This window comes from Nocardia lijiangensis NBRC 108240, assembly GCF_001613045.1.
GTDB classification, from domain to species: domain Bacteria; phylum Actinomycetota; class Actinomycetes; order Mycobacteriales; family Mycobacteriaceae; genus Nocardia; species Nocardia lijiangensis.
This window is the reverse complement of sequence record NZ_BDBP01000049.1, coordinates 1-18,059: the sequence shown is the minus strand read 5'-3', so window position 1 is coordinate 18,059 and position 18,059 is coordinate 1. Positions and strand designations below refer to the sequence as shown.

The window sequence follows — 18,059 nt, the reverse complement described above, 5'->3', positions numbered from 1 at the left end:
TCCTTCAGAGGCCGAGCAGCTCGGCGGTTTCCTCGCCGAGGACGGGGCCGAGGGTCATGCCGCGCCCGCCGGGGCCGGTGATCACCCAGACGTGCTCGTCGGCCTTCGCCCGGGTGACGATCGCGGCGGGGTCGACGCTCTGGCTGTACACCCCGGCCCAGCGGCGCACGATCGGCGGCAGCTTGCGGCCGAGCAATTCCTCGGTGACGGAGGTGAGGTGCTCGTAGGGCGCCTCGTCCACGTCGAAGGCGAACGGTTCGGTGTATTCGTGGGTGTCGCCGAGGGTGAGGCCGCCGTGCAGGCGCTGCACGCACAGCAGCTGCATCTTGTGCTCGGCCGCGGTGGCGGTCTGGGACTGTTCGCGTTCGAGCGCGTCCACTTCGGGACCCGCGAAGCCGGGGTAGTAGCGGAAGCTGTCGCCGTCGGCGACGGCGGTGGTCAGCGGTTCGCCGAGCGGCGCGGTCTGCATCATCTGGAGCCGGACCCGGCGCACCGGAATGGCGCCGACCAGCTCCCTGGTCAAGCCGGTGTGCGCGGCGCCGGGGCAGACCAGTGCGAGGTCGGCCGCGAAGCTGCGGCCGTGGTCGTCGAGAACCGTTGCACCGGAACCGGTATCGGTGACCGACCGGGCCTCGGTGGCGGCGTGGAAGGTGTAGCGGCCGGTGCCCGCGAGGTAGGCGCGCAGTGCGGGGAGTGCCTGGCGCGACTCGACCGCGGCGTCGGTCGTGCAGTGCAAACCGGCAAGGTACTTGCCGCGCAACGCGGGGTTGATCGCGCGCACCCGTTCGGGTTCGAGCAGGTCGAAGCCGCGCGCCTCGGCGCTGTCGCTGGCCGCCGCGGCAGCGGCTACGGCCAGCTCCTCGGGGGTGCGCACCAGCGTGATGGACCCGGCCGGACGGAAGCCGACGCCGGGGACCTTGCCGCCGATCTCCTCCCAGAGCTCGCGGGAACGCAACGTCAGGTCGAGCTCCGCCGCCGAACGGCCCGACACCCACACCAGCCCGAAGTTGCGCACCGTCGCGCCACGGGCCTCGGGTTCGCGCTCGAGCTGCACGACCTCGTGCCCGCGCCGGACCGCGGCCCAGGCGTGGGCGGTGCCGAGGATTCCACCTCCGATGATGACCACTCGCATGGAACCCATGGTGAGCAATGGTCTAGACCGATGGGTGTTGCGCATGCGAACGCCGGGTTAATAATTGGTATAGACCAATTGCGGGTAGGCTGTCGGGCATGGAAGCAACGGAGGTGACGCGCGGCCGGCGTGGCGAGACATCCGGCGGGAGCGCCGAATTGGCCCTTCCGGAGCGCTTGCCGAAGTCGTATCGGGTGCGCACCGAGCTGGAGGGGATGATCGGCGAACTGGCCGAGGGCGATCCGGTGCCCTCGGAGCGCGAGCTTGCCGTGCGGTTCGAGGTCGCCCGCGAAACCGTCCGGCAGGCGCTGCGGGATCTCTTGGTGGAGGGCCGGATTCGGCGGCAGGGCCGTGGCACGGTGGTCTCGCGGCCGAAGATGGTGCAGCCGCTGTCGCTGCGCTCCTACACCGAGGGCGCGCTGAGCCTGGGCCGGGTGCCCGGTCGCATCCTGGTCACCTGGGAGGACGTCCCCGCCGACGCGGACACCGCCCGCGATCTCGGGCTCGCCGCGGGCACGCCGGTCATGCACCTGGAACGGCTGCTGCTCGCCGACGGCGAGCGCATCGGACTGGAGAGCACCTTCCTGCCGCTGGCGCGCTTCGCCGGATTGCGCGACGACTACGACCCGACGACCTCGCTCTACGCCGCGGTGCGCGCCTCGGGCGTGGAATTCGGCGCCGCCACCGAACGCATCGAGACGGTGCTGGCCTCCCCGCGTGAGGCCGCCCTGCTGGAATGCACCACGGCGCTGCCGCTGCTGTTGCTGCACCGGCGCAGCGTCGACGACGACGGTGCGCCGATCGAACGGGTGCGCGCCCTGTACCGCGGCGACCGGATCGCGTTCGAGGCGTGCCTGTCGACATAGCCGCTCACCGGAGTTGCGATTGCCCTCATCTGGTCACCTGCGGGTGCGGAGCAATGAAATTGGTCCAGTAGTCGTGGCGCACGGCGTCCCACAGCTTCGTCAGCTCCGGCAGCAGCTCTCGTGCTCGCGCGAGATCCGACAACATATCGGGGCCGAACGCTACGACCGGCGAGGCGTCGGATGCGTTGTGCACGGCGACGATCGAGATCAGATGATGCTGAACCAAGCGCCACGTCACGTACAGGCCGTCTGCTTCGGTTCGACGCGCATCATCCATCTCCGGCCTCCTGCCGCCGCTCGGTGTCGCGCCGCCGTGTCGGCCGGTGATCTTTGTCAACAGCTATCAACGTCAACCTCCTGCTTATTCCGGTTGCATGAGCATCACAGGACCGGCACTACGTAGAAACGGGCGAAAATACCCATTCCTATACCTATATCTGCAGCTCGTAGAGCTAGCTGGTGCGCGGCGTATTCTGCAGCTATGGGTGGTGCGGTAGGGGATGCACGCACCTTGCCGGTGGAAATGACCAGCTTTGTCGGCCGACGGACCGAGGTTTCGAGGGTGAGGCAGCTGCTCACATCGGGCCGGTTGGTGACGTTGACCGGTGCGGGCGGCATCGGCAAGACCCGGTTGGCGCTGCGTGTCGCCAGCGAGGTGCGTCGTTCTTTCCCGGGTGGGGTCTGGTTTGTGGAGCTGGCGTCGCTGGAGGATGGGAGCCTGCTGGCGCAAGCGATTGCCGCCAAGCTGAGGTTGGGAAACGAGTCGGGGCGCGAACCGGTCGAGGTATTGACGGATTACCTGAAAGGCCAACGGCTGCTGCTCGTTTTGGACAATTGCGAGCATCTGCTGGAGTCGTGCGCCGCCCTTGTGACCACATTGCTGCGCGCGATTACAGATCTGCAGGTTCTGGCGACCAGCCGGCAAATCATGAGGATACAGGGCGAATATGCCATGCCGGTGCCGCCGTTGTCTCTTCCGGAACCGGATGCGGTGGGCGCGACGGAAGCGATGACGCAGTGCGAAGCAGTACGTTTGTTCACCGACCGTGCGATAGCCATACGCCCGGATTTCGCGCTCACGCCCGAGAAAATCAGGGCGATCGGTCGCATCTGCCACCGCTTGGATGGGATTCCGCTGGCGATCGAGCTGGCCGCCGCGAGAGCGAATGTGCTGTCGGTGGATGAGCTCTTACACAGGCTCGATGACCGCTTCGCCTTGCTGACCGGCGGATCGCGCGCCGGGCTGCCGCGCCATCGCACGCTGCGTGCCGCTGTCGACTGGAGCTTCGAACTGTGTTCGCCGGCCGAGCGACTGCTGTGGTCGCGGCTGTCGGTGTTCTCCGACGGCTTCGATCTTCACGCGGCCGAAGCCGTCTGCTCTGGAGAGGGTATCGAGCAGGCTGAGGTGCTCGAGCTCATCGCAGGTTTGGTGGACAAGTCGGTCATCGCCTGCGAGGAGCGCGGCACCCGGCTTCGTTACTGGATGCTGGAGACCCTGCGCCGGTATGGACAGGACCAGTTGGTGGCCTCGGGTGAAGAGGGGGCGCTCCGCGCACGTCATCGTGACTACTACCAGCACCTTGCCGAGCAGGCCGAGGCGGAGTGGTTCGGTCCCCGGCAGTTCGAATGGTTCGCCATGCTGCGCGCGGAACACCCGAATCTGCGTGCCGCATTGGAATTCTGTATGACCGAGCCCGGGCAGGCCCGTGCCGGGCTTGGGCTGGCTGCATCGATGTGGAACCACCGCTTGGGCTTCGGTTCCCTCGGTGAAGGGCGGCGTTGGATTGCCCGGGGGCTCGAGCTGGATTCGGCGCCGACCCCTGTCAAGGCGAAGGCACTGTGCGTCGATGGGCTGCTCGCTCTCCTGCAGGGCAACAACGACGGTGCGAAGGCGCGGATGGAGCAGTTCCGCACTCTGCCGGATGGTGTGCAGAAAGATCCGGATCTAGCGCGCGCCGCCGTGACCATCGCAGGCCTCACCGCCTTGTTCCGTGCCGACTTCGCCGTCGCTGTGCCCCTGCTGGAGGATGCGCTCCTACGCCACGACATCAGGGAGGACCCCGGCTCGGCCGCGGTCACCTGCTTCATGCTCAGCACCGCCTACTTCAATCTCCACAACCCGCGCGCCGCCGACCGCGCCGAGCGGTGCCTGTCCCTGTGCGAGGCACAGGAAGCGCACTGGTCCCGTACGCACGCGCGCTGGGCAGTGGCCCTGGAGCAGTACCGACAAGGCCGAACAGGACGCGCAGCCACACTGGTCCGGAACGCACTTCGGGAGAAGCCGCTCTCCCACGATCAGTACGGTATCGCCCAGTGTCTGGAGGTGCTGGGCTGGTGCGCCCTTGCAGAAAATGCCGGCGAACGGGCCGCCACACTGTTGGGCGCGGCCCAGGCAACCTGGGAGCTGTCCGGGTCCGCTCTGTCCGGGTTCGGCCACCTACGCGCCGACCATCAGCAGTGTGAGGCCAGGCTCCGGCACGACATGGGCGACGACCCGTTCACCACTGCCTTTCGAACCGGCGCGCAACTGTCCCTGGAGCAAGCAGTCGACTATGCACTGGCAGAGAACCGCGCTCCTGCACCCTCACCGCCCGCGGAGGAGGTATCGGCGCCACTGACGCGCCGGGAGCGCGAGGTCGCCGACCTTGTGGCGCAGGGGTGGACCAACAAGCAAATCGCCGCCCAACTGGTCATCTCCCGCCGAACCGCCGAAGGGCACGTCGAGCACATCCTCACCAAACTCGGCTTCACTTCTCGCGCGCAGATTGCCGCGTGGGCAGTGACGCACGGATCTGGTTGACCCACTGTCGGATTCCGTGGGGATGGGTCACTGGTTGGCAGTGTCGAGGACTGCCCGGGTCGCCGGGGCGAGAGGCGCCCTGGTCGAGATGACGATCTTCCCGCGCAGGTGGCCGGTGTCGAGGCGGCGGTAGGCGTCGCCCGCCTCCTGTAGGGAGAAGACCGCCTCGATGGGCATGCTCAGGCGGCCGTCCTCGATCAGGGGCAGGACGTCCGCCCAGACCTGCGGGAGGGGCAGGCTCCCCCGGGAGAAGCGCACGCCGTGCCGGGCGGCGTCGAGGTCGGCGATGGTGATGACGTTGTCCGGGCTCCCGGTGAGTTCGACGGACAGGGGCAGGACGCCGCGTCCGGAGGCGTCGAGGACGGCGTCGACGCCTTGCGGGGCCGCGGCGCGTACCCGTTCGGCCAGGCCGTCGCCGTAGGTGACCGGGATGGCGCCGAGCTCGTGGAGGAAGGGGTGGTTGGCTTCGCCGGCGGTGCCGATGACGGTGGCGCCCCAGGCGCGGGCGAGCTGGACGGCTATGAGGCCGACGCCGCCGGCGGCGGCGTGGACCAGCAGGGTCTGGCCGGCGGCCAGGCCGAGTTCGCGCAGGGTGCGATAGGCGGTCTCCGCTGCGACCGGCAGTGCGGCGGCTTGCTCGAAGGTGAGGGTGTCGGGCTTGGCGACGATGTGGTCGATATCGGCCAGGGCGTGGGTGGCGACGGCGTCCATTCGGGTGGTGCTTCCCAGCACCGGCTGGCCGATCTTCCACTGCGTGACGCCGGGACCGAGGGCGTCGATGACACCGGCCATCTCCAAGCCCAGCGGCTGGGGATCGGCGGGGGCCTTCTGGCCGGGAGCGAACAGGCCCCGGCGCTTCTTGGAGTCCAGGGCGTTGGCGCCTGCGGCGTGGATGCGGACGCGGACCTGGCCGGGGCCGGGCTCGGGCAGCGGCACCTCGGTCACTTCGAGTACCTCAGGGCCGCCGTAGGCGGCGTGCTGGAGTCTGCGGGTAATGGCGGTCATGGTGAGTCCTTCGCGTGAGTGGTGCAGGTTTCGAAAAGGGGGATAGGGGTTCGGCGGGAGCGCGCCAGGGGTCGGCGCCGGTCCTCGATCGGTTGTGGTGGCTGATCAGGCGGGTAGGGCCGGGTAGTCGGTGTAGCCGCGCTCGTCGCCGCCGTAGAAGGTGGCCCGGTCGGGCGCGTTGTAGGGACCGTCGGTCGCCAGGCGGCGGGGCAGGTCCGGGTTGGCCAGGAACAGCGCGCCGAAGGCGATCACGTCCGCCGCGCCGTCCTCGATCAGGCCGAGGGAGCCGTGACCAGTGGGTTCGGGGTGCGTGAACGGGTTGAGGACGAACGTGCCGGGCCAGTCCTTGCGGAGGCGCTCGGTCAGACTCTGGTCGGGGCCTTCGAGCACGTGCAGATAGGCCAGGTCCAGTGCGGCGAGACCGGCCACCAGGGCGGTGTAGGTCTCCTCCAGATCCACCGTGTCCGTCTCGGAGATGTCGTTGAAGGGGGCGCCGGGGGAAATGCGGATACCGGTTCGGTGGGCGCCGATCGCCTCCGCGACGGCCGCGGCGACCTCTACAGCGAAACGCACCCGGCCCGCGGCATCTCCTCCCCAGGTGTCTGTGCGCTGATTGGCGTTGGGGGAGAGGAACTGGTGGATCAGGTAGCCGTTCGCCCCGTGGAGCTCCACCCCGTCGAATCCCGCGGCGATCGCGTTGCGCGCCGCGGCGGCGAAGTCGGCGATCGTCCGCACGATCTCGTCGTGCTCCAGTTCCGTCGGCGTGACGAAGTCCTGAGGGCCCTGGTGGGTGTACACCTGGCCCTTCGCGGCGACGGCGGAGGGACCCACCGGGATCAGGCCGTCGGGCAGCAGGCTGGGGTGGCCGATACGGCCCGTGTGCATCAGCTGCGCGAAGATCACCCCGCCCTCGCGGTGGACCGCGTCGGTCACCTGCCGCCAGGCAGCGACCTGCTCGGCGGAGTGCAGGCCCGGGGTGTCGGGGTAGCCCTGACCGACCACCGACGGCTGGATGCCCTCGGTGATGATCAGACCGGCGCTTGCCCGCTGGGCGTAGTAGGTCGCCATCAGCTCCGTCGCGGTGGCGCCCGGTCCGTAGGCGCGGCTACGGGTCATCGGTGCCATCGCTATGCGGTTGGCCAGGCGCTTGCCGCCCAGGTCGATCGGATCGAACACGGTCGTCATGATCATTCCCTTCGTCAGAGTTGGGAGGCAGCGCGGTCCGGGGGTCTCCAGCGCCGCCCTGCCAGAATTACCTGTCCGAACAAGTAAATCACTCACTAGCTTCCCCGCCGCAACGTGATCCGCACCACAACTCGGTCAATTTTGCCAAAAACCACCTGTTCACAGTGGTGGTACGTCAGGGGGTGGGTTCGGGTATGCTGATTACTGTCCGGACAGCGTCCGGCGGAAAGGATGGGATCGATGAGCCGGGCAGCACGCCGGGACACGCAAGACCAGACGTTCGAAGCGACGGCGCCCACCACGACGGTTCCCGTGCCCGCCGCCGCCCACGCCGGCCCCGTCAGCCACGCGATCTTCCGCGTCGCCCGCCTGCACCGCATGATCGCCGGACAGCTCCTGCGCCGCGTCGGCCTCCATCTCGGTCAGGAGATCGTCATGATGCACCTGTGGGAAACCGGTCCCCAGCGACAGACCGACCTCGTCCGCATGCTCGACTCCGACGCCGCCACCATGGCCCGCAGCATCAAACGTCTGGAAAACGCCGGCTTCGTCCGCCGCCGCCCCTGCCCTGACGACAAACGTGCTGCCATCGTCGAACCCACCACGGCCAGCCACGCACTACGCCGACAGGTCGAACGCATCTGGGCCGAACTCGAAGACGCCACGACCGGCGACCTCACCCCCCAACAGCAAGCCGAGGCCCTACGGATCCTGCAAAACATCGAGGACAGCCTTGCCCGCACCGCCGCACACGCTCCTCCGGCGGACGCCCCCGCATAGGCACGCCTGCGAAGCAGCCGCAGGCAGCGGAAACCCCGGCGCGGGCGGGCGGGTACCACCGACCGGGTACGGATACTCTGGTCCCATGTCCGTGCGTACCCGCAAACCACTCGTTCCCGGCACGCTCTCGCCCACCCGCGAGGTGCCGCGCTCCATCGAGCGACCGGAGTACGCGTGGAAGAAGACCGTCAACGAGGGGCGTGAGCCCTGGGTGCAGACGCCGGAAACCATCGAGCAGATGCGTATCGCGGGCAAGATCGCGGCGCAGGCGCTCGAAGAGGCGGGCAAGGCGGTCGCCCCCGGCGTCACCACCGACGAACTGGACCGCATCGCCCACGAATTCCTCTGCGACCACGGCGCCTACCCGTCGACGCTGGGCTACAAGGGTTTTCCGAAGTCCTGCTGCACCTCGCTGAACGAGGTGATCTGCCACGGCATTCCGGACTCCACCGTGATCGAGGACGGCGACATCGTCAATATCGACGTCACCGCCTACATCCACGGCGTGCACGGCGACACCAACAAGACCTTCCTCGCCGGTGACGTGGACGAGGAGGTCCGGCTGCTGGTGGAGCGGACCGAGGAGGCCACCATGCGGGCCATCAAGGCGGTCCGCCCCGGCCGGGCGCTCAACGTGATCGGCCGCGTCATCGAGTCCTACGCCAACCGATTCGGTTACGGCGTGGTGCGCGACTTCACCGGCCACGGCGTCGGTCCCACCTTCCACAGCGGCCTGGTGATCCTGCACTACGACCAGCCCGCCGTGGAATCGGTCATCGAGCCGGGCATGACCTTCACCATCGAGCCGATGATCAACCTCGGCGGCATCGACTACGAGATCTGGGACGACGGCTGGACCGTGGTCACCAAGGACCGCAAGTGGACCGCGCAGTTCGAGCACACCCTGGTCGTCACCGAGACCGGCGCGGACATCCTCACCCTGCCGTGAGCGCCCGCCGCGGCCCCGCTCTCCGTGGTCGGGAGCGGGCGCGATGAAAGGCGCGCTGCTCGTCGCCGGCACCACCTCCGACGCGGGGAAAAGCGTTGTGGTGGCCGGTATCTGCCGCATGCTGGCCAGGAAGGGTGTGCGGGTGGCGCCGTTCAAGGCGCAGAACATGTCCAACAACTCCGTCGTCACGCTGGACGGCGGCGAGATCGGGCGCGCACAGGCGCTCCAGGCGCAGGCCTGCGGTCTGGAGCCGAGCGTGCGGTTCAACCCCGTGCTGTTGAAACCGGGCAGTGACCGTCGCTCGCAGCTCGTGGTGCGCGGCAAGGCCGTCGGCACCGTGGGCGCCGCGGACTATTTCCGGCACCGGCAGGAGTTGCGGGCGGTCGTCGCGGCCGAACTCGACTCGCTACGAACCGAATTCGACGTAGTGATCTGCGAGGGTGCCGGATCGCCCGCCGAGATCAACCTGCGCGCCACCGATCTGGCGAACATGGGGCTGGCCGAGGCGGCGCGGCTGCCGGTGCTCGTCGTCGGCGACATCGATCGCGGCGGGGTGCTCGCGCATTTGTTCGGCACGCTGGCCGTACTGGAACCCGCCGATCAGCGGCTCATCGCGGGCTTCGTGATCAACAAGTTTCGCGGTGACGTGGAGCTGCTGCGACCGGGTCTGGATCGGCTGACCGAGCTGACCGGGCGGCCGACCCTCGGTGTGGTCCCGTTCTCCGAGGATCTGTGGATCGATGCCGAGGACTCGCTCGGCACGGTCGCCGACGCCCCGGTCGGTCGCCCGGCCGCGCCCGCCGGAACGGAATGGCTGACGGTCGCCGCCATCCGGCTGCCCCGCATCTCGAACTCCACCGACGTGGAAGCGTTGGCCTGCGAACCCGGCGTCGCGGTGCGCTGGGTGCGCGATCCCTCCCGTCTGACGGATGCCGACCTGGTGGTGCTGCCCGGCAGCAAGTCGACGGTGTCGGATCTGGAATGGTTGCGCCGCAGCGGAATCGCCGCCGCCCTGATCGAACGCGCCGCGGCCGGGCGACCCATCCTCGGCATCTGCGGCGGCTACCAGATGCTCGGCCGCCGCATCGTCGACACCGTGGAATCGGCTGCGGGCACGGTCGACGGGCTCGGCCTGCTCGATCTCGACATCGAGTTCGCCGAGCCGAAGGTATTGCGCCGCACCGACGGTCACGGCAAAGCGGTGACCGCCGAAGGTATCCCCCTGCACGGCTACGAAATTCACCACGGACGCGTGACACGCAGTGGTGACCCGACCTGGCTCACGGCGGCGGGGGAGCCGGAGGGCAGCGTCCGCGGCGCGATCTGGGGAACGCACCTGCACGGACTGATGGAATCCGACGACTTCCGCCGCGCCTGGCTGGATGAAGTCGCCCAGCGGGCGGGCCGCACGGGTTTCGTTGCCGCCGAAGCGACTTCGGTTGCGGCCGTGCGGACCGCCCAACTGGATCTGCTCGCGGATCTGATGGAGAACCACCTCGACACGAACCTGCTGGAAACGCTCATCACCGCGGGCGCGCCCGAGGGCATGCCTACGCTCCGTTCGGATCTCGTCGTGCCAAACCTGGATTCCCGGCGCTAGTTCCACCGCGTTCGCCTGGTTGCTCGGTCCGGATCTCGAGGCCGGTCAGGAGGTCTTGTGGGCCGGCGATCCCCGGCGTCGGCACGAACTCTTCTCGACGCTATCGGTGCGGCTGGGTGACCTCCTTCGGCAGGGGATCACTCATGGCGACACCCGAACCGGTCCACGTGTAGGTGATCGTGACCGGACCGCCCTGCGGCGCGGCGAACGGCTCGTCGGCGACCAGCCACCGGTATCCCACATTGACCGAGTTGCCGTTCGAGCCCGCCACGTGCGTGAACGCGTAGGGCTCGGAAGTTGCCGTGCCCAAGTACTTTCCGTCGTGGAAGAACATCACGTGGATCGGCGCGCCCGCCGAATTTCCGCCTACGGCTCGCACCCACAGCAATTGCCCGCAGCTACCGGGCTGGTCGGCTGAGGCCTGCGTGGCAGCCCAGCCTTCGCCCAGTCCGGCCAGCGCGGTGCGCACACCCGCCGACGCGGGATCGATGCAGCGCCCGGGGCCGCCGATGTCGTCGGTCGGTGCGAGTGTGGTGACGACAGGGGTGGACGGGCCGGGCTGCTGCGGCGCTTCGGTCACGGCGGGCGGCGGGTTCGTCCCGGGTGCGGGTGTGGCCGCTTCGCCGGGCGTCTGTGGCCCGGGCGCCGCGGGCGCGGTCGTTGCGCCGGGCGTGGACGCGGCCCCCACCGTCGTCCGTTGCGAACTCGGCGTGGGTTGAGCCGAGTCGTCGCTGCTACAGCCTGCCGCCAGTGCGGCCGCGGTGGCTATCAGCGCGGCCATGCGAACCATGTGGTTCATCGTCCCCTCGATTCTGTCGAGACCGTGCCATCGCACGCTCGTTTGTTCCATCGGGGTTCCCGATCGGCGCGTTAGGCGCAGAAATTCGGGGCATCGCTACCCTTGGCAGGATGAATGCGCCCGCTGACTTGTTGGTGACGGTTGCCGCGGATCTGGAGTCGGTGACGACGGCAGGACCCGAAGACGATCCGGCCGATGCCGGGGTGAGCCGCGCCGCGATCGACGCCGTGTGGGAGTCGGTGCGCGCGTGGTACCGGTTGGGTACCACACCGGCGATTCAGGTGTGCCTGCGGCGCAACGGGAAAATCCTGCTGAACCGCGCGATCGGGCACGGGTGGGGGAACCGGCCGGGAGACGGGCCGGAGGTGGCGCGGGTGCTCGCCACGCCGGATCTGCCGTTCTGCGGATTCTCCACCGCCAAGGGCGTCTCGGCGGCGCTGATGATGATGCTCGTCGAGCAGGGCGCGTTCGCACTGAACGACCCGGTGTGCGAATACATTCCGGAATTCGCCGCCAACGGCAAACAGCGCATCACGATCGGCGACGTGCTGTCGCATTCGGCGGGCGTGCCGTTCGTGACTCCGCCGTATCGGGGCTACCAACTGGTGGTCGACGAGGAGCTGGCGGTGCGGGCGCTCACCGATCTCCGGCCCAGCTGGCCGCCCGGTCGTTTCCGCGTCTACCACGCGCTGACCAGCGGTTTGATCCAGCGGCTCCTGGTGCAACGGGCGACGGGCAAGCGAATGCGGGAGCACCTGCACGAGCAGGTACTCGCGCCGCTCGGCTTCCGCTGGACCAACTTCGGCGTGCGACCCGAGGAGGTGGACCTGGTGGTGCCGAGCGTGCCGGTCGGCCCTGGTCCGTCCCGGGTGTGGAAGTTCTTGGCGCACAAGGCACTCGGCGGCGGAATGGGCGGCGGGATGAACGACGAGGGGACCCGCGCGTTCCTCACCGCGGAACTGCCGTCGGGCAATCTCGTCACCACCGCCTGCGAACTGTCGCGCTTCTACGAAATCCTCGCGCGCGGAGGGGAACTGGACAGTGTCCGGATCATGCGGCCGGAGACGCTTCGTGCGGCCGTGCGTCCCGCGAGCCGGATACCCGGGGCGGCTGGTCGGGTCAGCGTGGCAGGCTACGAACTCGGCGGCAGTCGTTCGAAATTCGGCCGCCACACCGAAACCCATTTCGGCCGTAGCGGACTGACCACCCAGTACGGCTGGGCCGATCCCGCACGCGGACTCTCTGGCGCCATCCTCACCAGCGGCAAGGCGACCGGCGACACCGACCGGCCCTGGCGGCTGGTCGCCCAGATCTCGACGGCGATCGCCCGCCAGGAGCCCTGAACCGCACGGCTCCTCCTCGATGCTCGACTCGGCTGATCCATCGGGCGCTGCGGCGCCGCTACGGTCTGGACGCCGAGACCGTCACCGAGATCATGCTCGGCCTGCTCGCCTCCGCCGAGATCGTGGTCGAGCGGGCCGACACCGTCCGGCAAGCCCTGCGCCGCTGCACCGAGGGCGCCGACTTCGAGGACGCGCTCGTCGAACAGCTCGGGCGGGCTGCGACCTTACCGTCACCCTGAGCCCGACGGCGGCCACCACCACCGGGATGCGATTGCTGGTGTGAGCCGGTCCCAGAGACTCGCCGCGGGGGCGGGTAGCGGCGGTGTAGCGTACTCGGGCATGGAGTCTCGGCGGATCGCGGTCGGTGACCGTGCCTGGACGGTGCGGGTCGACGGCCCGGAATCGCGGCACACGGTATTGCTCTTGCCCGACGCGGGTGATCCGGTGGATGTGTACGACCAGGTCGCCGCGCGGCTGCACACCTCCGACCTGCGCACCCTCGCCGTGGAGTCCGTCGAAGGACTCGACCCGCCCGCGGTGCACGCGATCCTCGATCAGCTCGGCGTCCCCTACACGCACGTCGCGGGGCGCGGAGCGGGCGCCGCGGTGGCCTGGCAGACCTGCTCCGGCCCGTTCGGGCGGTTCATCAGCCTGGTGGTCGCCGACCGCGGCCATCCCGCATCGCCCGATGCCGACGGCGCCGTCGACGACCCCGGCTGCCGTCCGCTGGAACTTCCGGTGACCGTGCTGGTCACCAAGCGGTTGCCGCGCACGGTCGCCGACGGCTCCGGGCGCTTCGTCTACGGCGAATTCCGCGTGGTGCAGGTCGACGTCGACAACGTGGCCGCCGAGGCCGCCCACGAACTGGCCACCGAGATCGTGCTACGCACCAGCCTCTGGTGATTCGGCCTTGCGCCGATACACCGCCAGCCAGTCCAGCCAGTTGTCCATCTCCTCGAAGGCCTTGGCGCGCGGCTCGGCCGCGGACAGGAACACGTCGTGGCGGGCACCATCGATCGGCACGATGTTGGTGCGATCCCCGAGGCAGCCGGCCCAGCGCTGAATCTGGCGGACGTCGAGCACCGTGTCGGCCACGTCGGCGGCCGGACCGTACTTGCTCAGGAACTTGGTCAACCGGGACCGCAGGATCAGTGCGGGCACCCCGATGTCCAGACCTTGGTGCAGCCGGAAGTGGCCACGGCGGATCGCGCGCAGCCAGCCGAAGCGCACCGGCGCACCCGCCAGCGGCTTCCAGTCCAGGTTGTAATCCCACTCGCCCGCCGCGCTCTTGTGCAGGCTGTCGCCGTAGGTGCTGATCGAGGCGCCCGGCATCTCCAGCATGGCGCGGAACCGGCCGAGCGCGCCGATGATCGGTGTGCCGATGGTCCGGTAGTAGGACGGACCCTGCAGGTCGAACCACGGGCTGTTGAGCACGATCCCGACGATGCCCGAGGCGGCGACGCCCGCGGCCCGGTTGAGCCGGTCCAGCCACAGCGACATGATCAGGCCGCCGGTGGAATGCGCGACGAGCAACACCTCCGAGCCGGTCTCCTCCTTGACGATGCGCAGCGCCTCGTCCAGCTCCTCGTCGTAGAAGGCGAGGTCGGTGACGTAGTGCGGGCTCTGCCCGTCGCGCAGCGAGCGGCCGCACTTGCGCAGATCGAGGGCGTAGAAGCGGTGACCGCGCGCGGCGAAATGCTCGGCGAGATGCTGCTGGAAGAAGTAGTCGGTGAAGCCGTGCACGTAGATCACGGCGCACTCGGTGGCAGCCGCGCCGGAATCCGGGAGGTAGCGCACGAGGGTGGCCGAGATCTGGCCCTCCCCGTCGGGGTCGGCGCCCAGCGGAATGGACCGCTGTTCGTACCCCGCTCCCAGGACATCCGGCTGCCAACTGCCTCCGGTCCGATCCGTGATCTCGGACACGTCTAGCGAGGTTTCGTTCGTCACGAGACTCAATGTAGGCGAGGTCCGGCCCGGAAAGAAGATCGCTCGCGACCTGGAGCGGGGGAGGAATCTATGTCACATTCACCGGGTTCGTTGCCGGAATGCGGCGGCGCGAGGTGCACAATTGGCGATAGGTGAACGGCGGGTAACCTTATCGACCGCCGAGTCACGCCAGGCTCGTAACAACCATGCGCCCGTCGCAACAACCACATAGCGCCCGTCGCAAAACCACATAGCGCCCGTGCCCAGGCGAACCACCACGCCGGTGGCCGCGCCAGAAGTGACAAGGAAGTCGATCTACCCGTGCCGAACGCTGCCATGACTGAAAAGACCGATGTAGTACTCATCGGTGCCGGGATCATGAGTGCCACCCTCGGTGCGCTGCTTCGTCAGCTGCAGCCGGAGTGGTCGATCTCGTTGTTCGAGCGGTTGGACGCCGCGGCGGCGGAGAGCAGCGACCCCTGGAACAACGCGGGCACCGGGCACTCGGCCCTCTGCGAGCTGAACTACAGCCCGCAGAACGCGGACGGCTCGGTCGACGTGACCAAGGCCGTCGACATCAACGAGCGCTTCCAGGTGTCGCGCCAGTTCTGGGCCCACGCGGTGGAGAACGGCATCCTCGGCGACCCGTCCCGCTTCATCAACCCGATCCCGCACGTCAGCTTCGTGCACGGCGCCGACGACGTGCAGTACCTGCGCAAGCGCTACGAGGCGCTGGCCGGGCACCCGCTGTTCGAGGGCATGGAGTACGTCGACACCCCCGACGAGTTCGCGCGCAGGCTGCCGCTGATGGCCAAGGGCCGCGACTTCTCCGACCCGGTCGCGCTGAACTGGACCGACGGCGGCACCGACATCGACTTCGGTTCGCTCACCAAGGAACTGCTCGGCTACCTCGGCGCCACCGGCGCGAACCTGGCCTTCGGCCACGAGGTGTGCGACCTCGACAAGCAGCGCGACGGCAGCTGGAAGATCCGGGTCCGCAACCTGCGCACCCGCCAGACCCGCACCGTCGAGGCCAAGTTCGTGTTCGTCGGCGCGGGCGGCGGCGCGCTGCCGCTGCTGCAGAAGTCCGGCATCAAGGAGATCAAGGGCTTCGCGGGCTTCCCGGTCAGCGGCCAGTTCCTGCGCTGCACCAACCCGGCCCTGATCCAGAAGCACGAGGCCAAGGTGTACGGCAAGGCCGCCGTCGGCGCCCCGCCGATGTCCGTGCCGCACTTGGACACTCGCGTCATCAACGGCAAGCCGGGCCTGCTGTTCGGCCCGTACGCGGGCTGGACCCCGAAGTTCCTCAAGGACGGCAGCAACACCGACCTGTTCAAGTCGATCAACGCCGGTAACCTCGCGCCGATGCTCGGCGTCGGCCTCACCGAGATGTCGCTGGTCAAGTACCTGGTCTCGGAGCTGCTCAAGTCGCAGGCGGGCAAGGTCTACACCATGGAGGAGTTCATCCCGCGCGCCGACGGCCGCGACTGGGAACTCATCACCGCGGGCCAGCGCGTGCAGATCATCCGCCGCAAGGGCGTTGGCGGCGTGCTGGAACTGGGCACCGCCGTCATCGCCGCCAAGGACGGCTCCATCGCGGGTCTGCTCGGCGCCTCGCCGGGCGCGTCCACCTGCGTCACCGCCATGCTCGACGTGCTGCAGCGCTGCTTCCCGCGCGAATACGCCGACTGGACCCCGCGCCTGCGCCAGATGATCCCGTCGCTCGGCGTGAAGCTCTCCGACGACAAAGCCCTGTTCCACGACGTGTGGGACTGGACGAACAAGGCGCTGAACCTCAACAACGCGAACACGCCGAAGCACGCAGGGGTCGCGCTGACGCCGTAGGTGTGATAGCAAGGCGCGATGATGTCCACGGTTGCTCTCAAACGGTCATGGGCGCAGGATCTCGATACCGCGACCCTGTATCAGCTGTTGAAACTTCGCGTCGAAGTCTTTGTCGTCGAACAGAAGTGCGCCTACCCGGAATTGGACGGACTCGATCTGCTGCCGGAAACCCGTCACTTCTGGCTCGACGACGAGGGTGAGGTCATCTGCACCCTGCGCCTGCTCGAGGAACACGAGAACGGCGTCAAGTCGTTCCGCATCGGCCGCCTCTGCACCGCCGTCCCGGCTCGCGGCCACGGCTACACCACCCGCCTGCTGCAAGCCGCGCTCGCCGAGGTCGGCTCCGCCACCGTGCGGTTGAACGCGCAGACCTACCTCGTCGACATGTACACCAAGCACGGCTTCCAGCGTGACGGTGAGGAATTCGACGACGACGGGATCATGCACGTCCCGATGCGCCGGGGTTAGTTGCCCAAGAGTTGAAGGTGCGCTGACCCAGCTTTGATGCTGTGGCGTGTGCCACCTTTCGAACACGGGAGACGGGCCGCGGACGGGCTCATAAGACGCGCTCCGACGGTGGTTGGGGGTCTGCGCGGGGCTCGTTCGGGTTCGGCCGTCTGCCAAGCGCTCGGTCGGGGTGGTTCGTGGACGAGACAGGTGCGCGCCTAGGCTGGGGGCGTGCCTTTGTCCCGTGTAGAAGCTGCACCCTCGTACCGTTCGCCTCGTGTCGACGCCGAGGCGGGGTTTCCGTTCTCCGCGGTGGTCGGGCAGGAGCGGCTGCAGCTGGCGTTGATCTTGTGCGCGGTGCATCCCGGTATCGGCGGGGTGCTGGTGCGCGGCGAGAAGGGGACCGCGAAGTCGACCGTGGTGCGCGCGCTGGCGCAGCTGCTGCCGCCGGTGGTGGACGAGACGGGCGCGCGGCCCGCGCGGCTGGTCGAGCTGCCGGTCGGCGCCACCGAGGACCGCGTGGTCGGATCGCTGGACCTGGAGCGGGTGCTGCGCGACGGCGAGCAGGCGTTCCGGCCCGGTCTGCTGGCGGCCGCGCACCACGGTGTGCTGTACGTCGACGAGGTGAATCTGCTGCACGACCACCTGGTGGACGTGTTGCTCGACGCCGCGGCCATGGGCCGCGTGCACATCGAACGCGACGGCGTTTCGCATTCGCATCCCGCGCGCTTCGTGCTGGTCGGCACCATGAACCCGGAAGAGGGCGAACTGCGCCCGCAGCTGCTGGACCGGTTCGGTCTCACCGTCGACGTGGCCGCCTCCCGCGAGGTGGACGTGCGCATGGCGGTGGTGCGCCGCAGGCTCGACTACGAGGCCGATCCGGCCGGGTTCGCCGCCGGCTACGCCGCCGCCGACCTGGAGATCGCCGAGCGCATTCTGGCGGCCCGCGACCGGCTGCCGGAGGTCGCGCTCGACGATGTGGAGCTGCGGCGGATCGCGGCCCTGTGCGCGTCCTTCGACGTCGACGGCATGCGTGCCGACCTCGTGGTCGCCCGCACCGCGACCGCGCACGCGGCCTGGCGCGGCAGCGATGTCGTCACCGCGGAGGACGTGCGGATCGCCGCGGAACTCGCTTTGCCACACCGGCGTCGGCGCGACCCGTTCGACGAGCCGGGCATCAGCGAGGAACAACTCGACGAAGCCATGGAGAACGCCGCCGCGGAGGCCGACCGCGCGGAAGAGTCCACGCCGCCAACGGAATTCGACGGCGAACGCCAGGATGCCGAGGGCTCGGACGGCGATCGCGGTCCCGAGGACCCCGACGACGGACCCGACGCGCCGCCCGAAGGCCCCGGCGGCGGTCCCGCCCCGCGCGAAGGCCG

General features: G+C 68.8%; 17 protein-coding genes. 11 read left to right on the top strand and 6 right to left on the bottom strand.

The genetic code is table 11. The features are described from left to right. Positions 1 to 4: 4 nt before the first annotated feature. Positions 5 to 1,132: a TIGR03364 family FAD-dependent oxidoreductase gene (locus NL1_RS19170; protein ID WP_067841313.1), complete on the bottom strand. Its 1,128-nt coding sequence runs from the start codon at positions 1,130 to 1,132 to the stop codon at positions 5 to 7. Positions 1,133 to 1,347: 215 nt separating this feature from the next. On the opposite strand from NL1_RS19170, the gene NL1_RS19165 reads away from it, so the two are divergent. After that, the gene (locus NL1_RS19165) at positions 1,348 to 1,998 is read left to right on the top strand and encodes a GntR family transcriptional regulator (RefSeq protein WP_067841312.1); all 651 of its coding nucleotides are present in this window, start codon (positions 1,348 to 1,350) and stop codon (positions 1,996 to 1,998) included. Between the two features lie 25 nt (positions 1,999 to 2,023). On the opposite strand, the gene NL1_RS19160 is transcribed toward NL1_RS19165, so the two are convergent. Beyond that, positions 2,024 to 2,275: a hypothetical protein gene (locus tag NL1_RS19160; RefSeq protein WP_067841235.1), complete on the bottom strand. Its 252-nt coding sequence runs from the start codon at positions 2,273 to 2,275 to the stop codon at positions 2,024 to 2,026. A 204-nt stretch (positions 2,276 to 2,479) separates the two neighbouring features. On the opposite strand from NL1_RS19160, the gene NL1_RS19155 reads away from it, so the two are divergent. Continuing rightward, entirely contained in the window at positions 2,480 to 4,798 is a 2,319-nt protein-coding gene (locus tag NL1_RS19155; RefSeq protein WP_067841233.1) for an ATP-binding protein, read from the top strand. A 27-nt stretch (positions 4,799 to 4,825) separates the two neighbouring features. On the opposite strand, the gene NL1_RS19150 is transcribed toward NL1_RS19155, so the two are convergent. Together NL1_RS19150 and NL1_RS19145 are read right to left on the bottom strand one after the other, a co-directional pair. Then, the gene (locus NL1_RS19150; RefSeq protein WP_067841231.1) at positions 4,826 to 5,803 is read right to left on the bottom strand and encodes an NADP-dependent oxidoreductase; all 978 of its coding nucleotides are present in this window, start codon (positions 5,801 to 5,803) and stop codon (positions 4,826 to 4,828) included. A 105-nt stretch (positions 5,804 to 5,908) separates the two neighbouring features. Continuing rightward, entirely contained in the window at positions 5,909 to 6,988 is a 1,080-nt protein-coding gene (locus tag NL1_RS19145) for an alkene reductase (RefSeq protein ID WP_084510759.1), read from the bottom strand. Positions 6,989 to 7,228: 240 nt separating this feature from the next. On the opposite strand from NL1_RS19145, the gene NL1_RS19140 reads away from it, so the two are divergent. The 3 genes from NL1_RS19140 (at position 7,229) to NL1_RS19130 (ending at position 10,317) form a co-directional block, all read left to right on the top strand. Further along, positions 7,229 to 7,768, top strand: coding sequence for a MarR family winged helix-turn-helix transcriptional regulator (locus tag NL1_RS19140; protein WP_084510758.1), 540 nt, complete (start codon positions 7,229 to 7,231; stop codon positions 7,766 to 7,768). 85 nt (positions 7,769 to 7,853) lie between these two features. Next, on the top strand, positions 7,854 to 8,717 hold the full coding sequence (map, locus tag NL1_RS19135) for a type I methionyl aminopeptidase (RefSeq protein WP_067841226.1): 864 nt from the start codon (positions 7,854 to 7,856) through the stop codon (positions 8,715 to 8,717). Positions 8,718 to 8,760: 43 nt separating this feature from the next. Further along, positions 8,761 to 10,317, top strand: a complete 1,557-nt coding sequence (locus NL1_RS19130) for a cobyric acid synthase (RefSeq protein ID WP_067841224.1) — start codon at positions 8,761 to 8,763, stop codon at positions 10,315 to 10,317. 100 nt (positions 10,318 to 10,417) lie between these two features. On the opposite strand, the gene NL1_RS36705 is transcribed toward NL1_RS19130, so the two are convergent. Further along, a complete protein-coding gene (locus tag NL1_RS36705) occupies positions 10,418 to 11,116 on the bottom strand; it encodes an LppP/LprE family lipoprotein (protein WP_156094940.1) in 699 nt (232 codons plus the stop codon). A gap of 110 nt (positions 11,117 to 11,226) precedes the next feature. Between NL1_RS36705 and NL1_RS19120 the strand changes: the two genes are divergently transcribed. The 3 genes from NL1_RS19120 to NL1_RS19115 all read left to right on the top strand — a co-directional run bounded on the left by NL1_RS19120 (position 11,227) and on the right by NL1_RS19115 (position 13,362). Next, positions 11,227 to 12,459: a serine hydrolase gene (locus NL1_RS19120; RefSeq protein ID WP_067841220.1), complete on the top strand. Its 1,233-nt coding sequence runs from the start codon at positions 11,227 to 11,229 to the stop codon at positions 12,457 to 12,459. 92 nt (positions 12,460 to 12,551) lie between these two features. Continuing rightward, complete coding sequence (locus NL1_RS37720; protein ID WP_156094939.1) at positions 12,552 to 12,698, top strand: PIN domain-containing protein; 147 nt, start codon at positions 12,552 to 12,554, stop codon at positions 12,696 to 12,698. A gap of 100 nt (positions 12,699 to 12,798) precedes the next feature. After that, positions 12,799 to 13,362, top strand: coding sequence for a hypothetical protein (locus NL1_RS19115; protein ID WP_067841218.1), 564 nt, complete (start codon positions 12,799 to 12,801; stop codon positions 13,360 to 13,362). Here the strand turns inward: NL1_RS19115 and NL1_RS19110 are convergent. Next, positions 13,342 to 14,406, bottom strand: coding sequence for an alpha/beta hydrolase (locus NL1_RS19110; RefSeq protein ID WP_174553434.1), 1,065 nt, complete (start codon positions 14,404 to 14,406; stop codon positions 13,342 to 13,344). The genes NL1_RS19115 and NL1_RS19110 overlap by 21 nt on opposite strands. A gap of 315 nt (positions 14,407 to 14,721) precedes the next feature. Here NL1_RS19110 and mqo point away from each other — a divergent pair, with 315 nt between their 5' ends. The 3 genes from mqo to NL1_RS19095 all read left to right on the top strand — a co-directional run. Continuing rightward, a complete protein-coding gene (mqo, locus tag NL1_RS19105; protein WP_067841217.1) occupies positions 14,722 to 16,230 on the top strand; it encodes a malate dehydrogenase (quinone) in 1,509 nt (502 codons plus the stop codon). Positions 16,231 to 16,248: 18 nt separating this feature from the next. Beyond that, positions 16,249 to 16,698 carry a GNAT family N-acetyltransferase gene (locus NL1_RS19100; protein ID WP_067841215.1) on the top strand — a complete coding sequence of 150 codons (450 nt, stop codon included), beginning with the start codon at positions 16,249 to 16,251 and terminating at the stop codon, positions 16,696 to 16,698. A 216-nt stretch (positions 16,699 to 16,914) separates the two neighbouring features. After that, positions 16,915 to 18,059 (top strand): magnesium chelatase ATPase subunit I (locus NL1_RS19095; protein ID WP_156094947.1); only part of this gene is annotated, 1,145 nt, incomplete at its 3' end.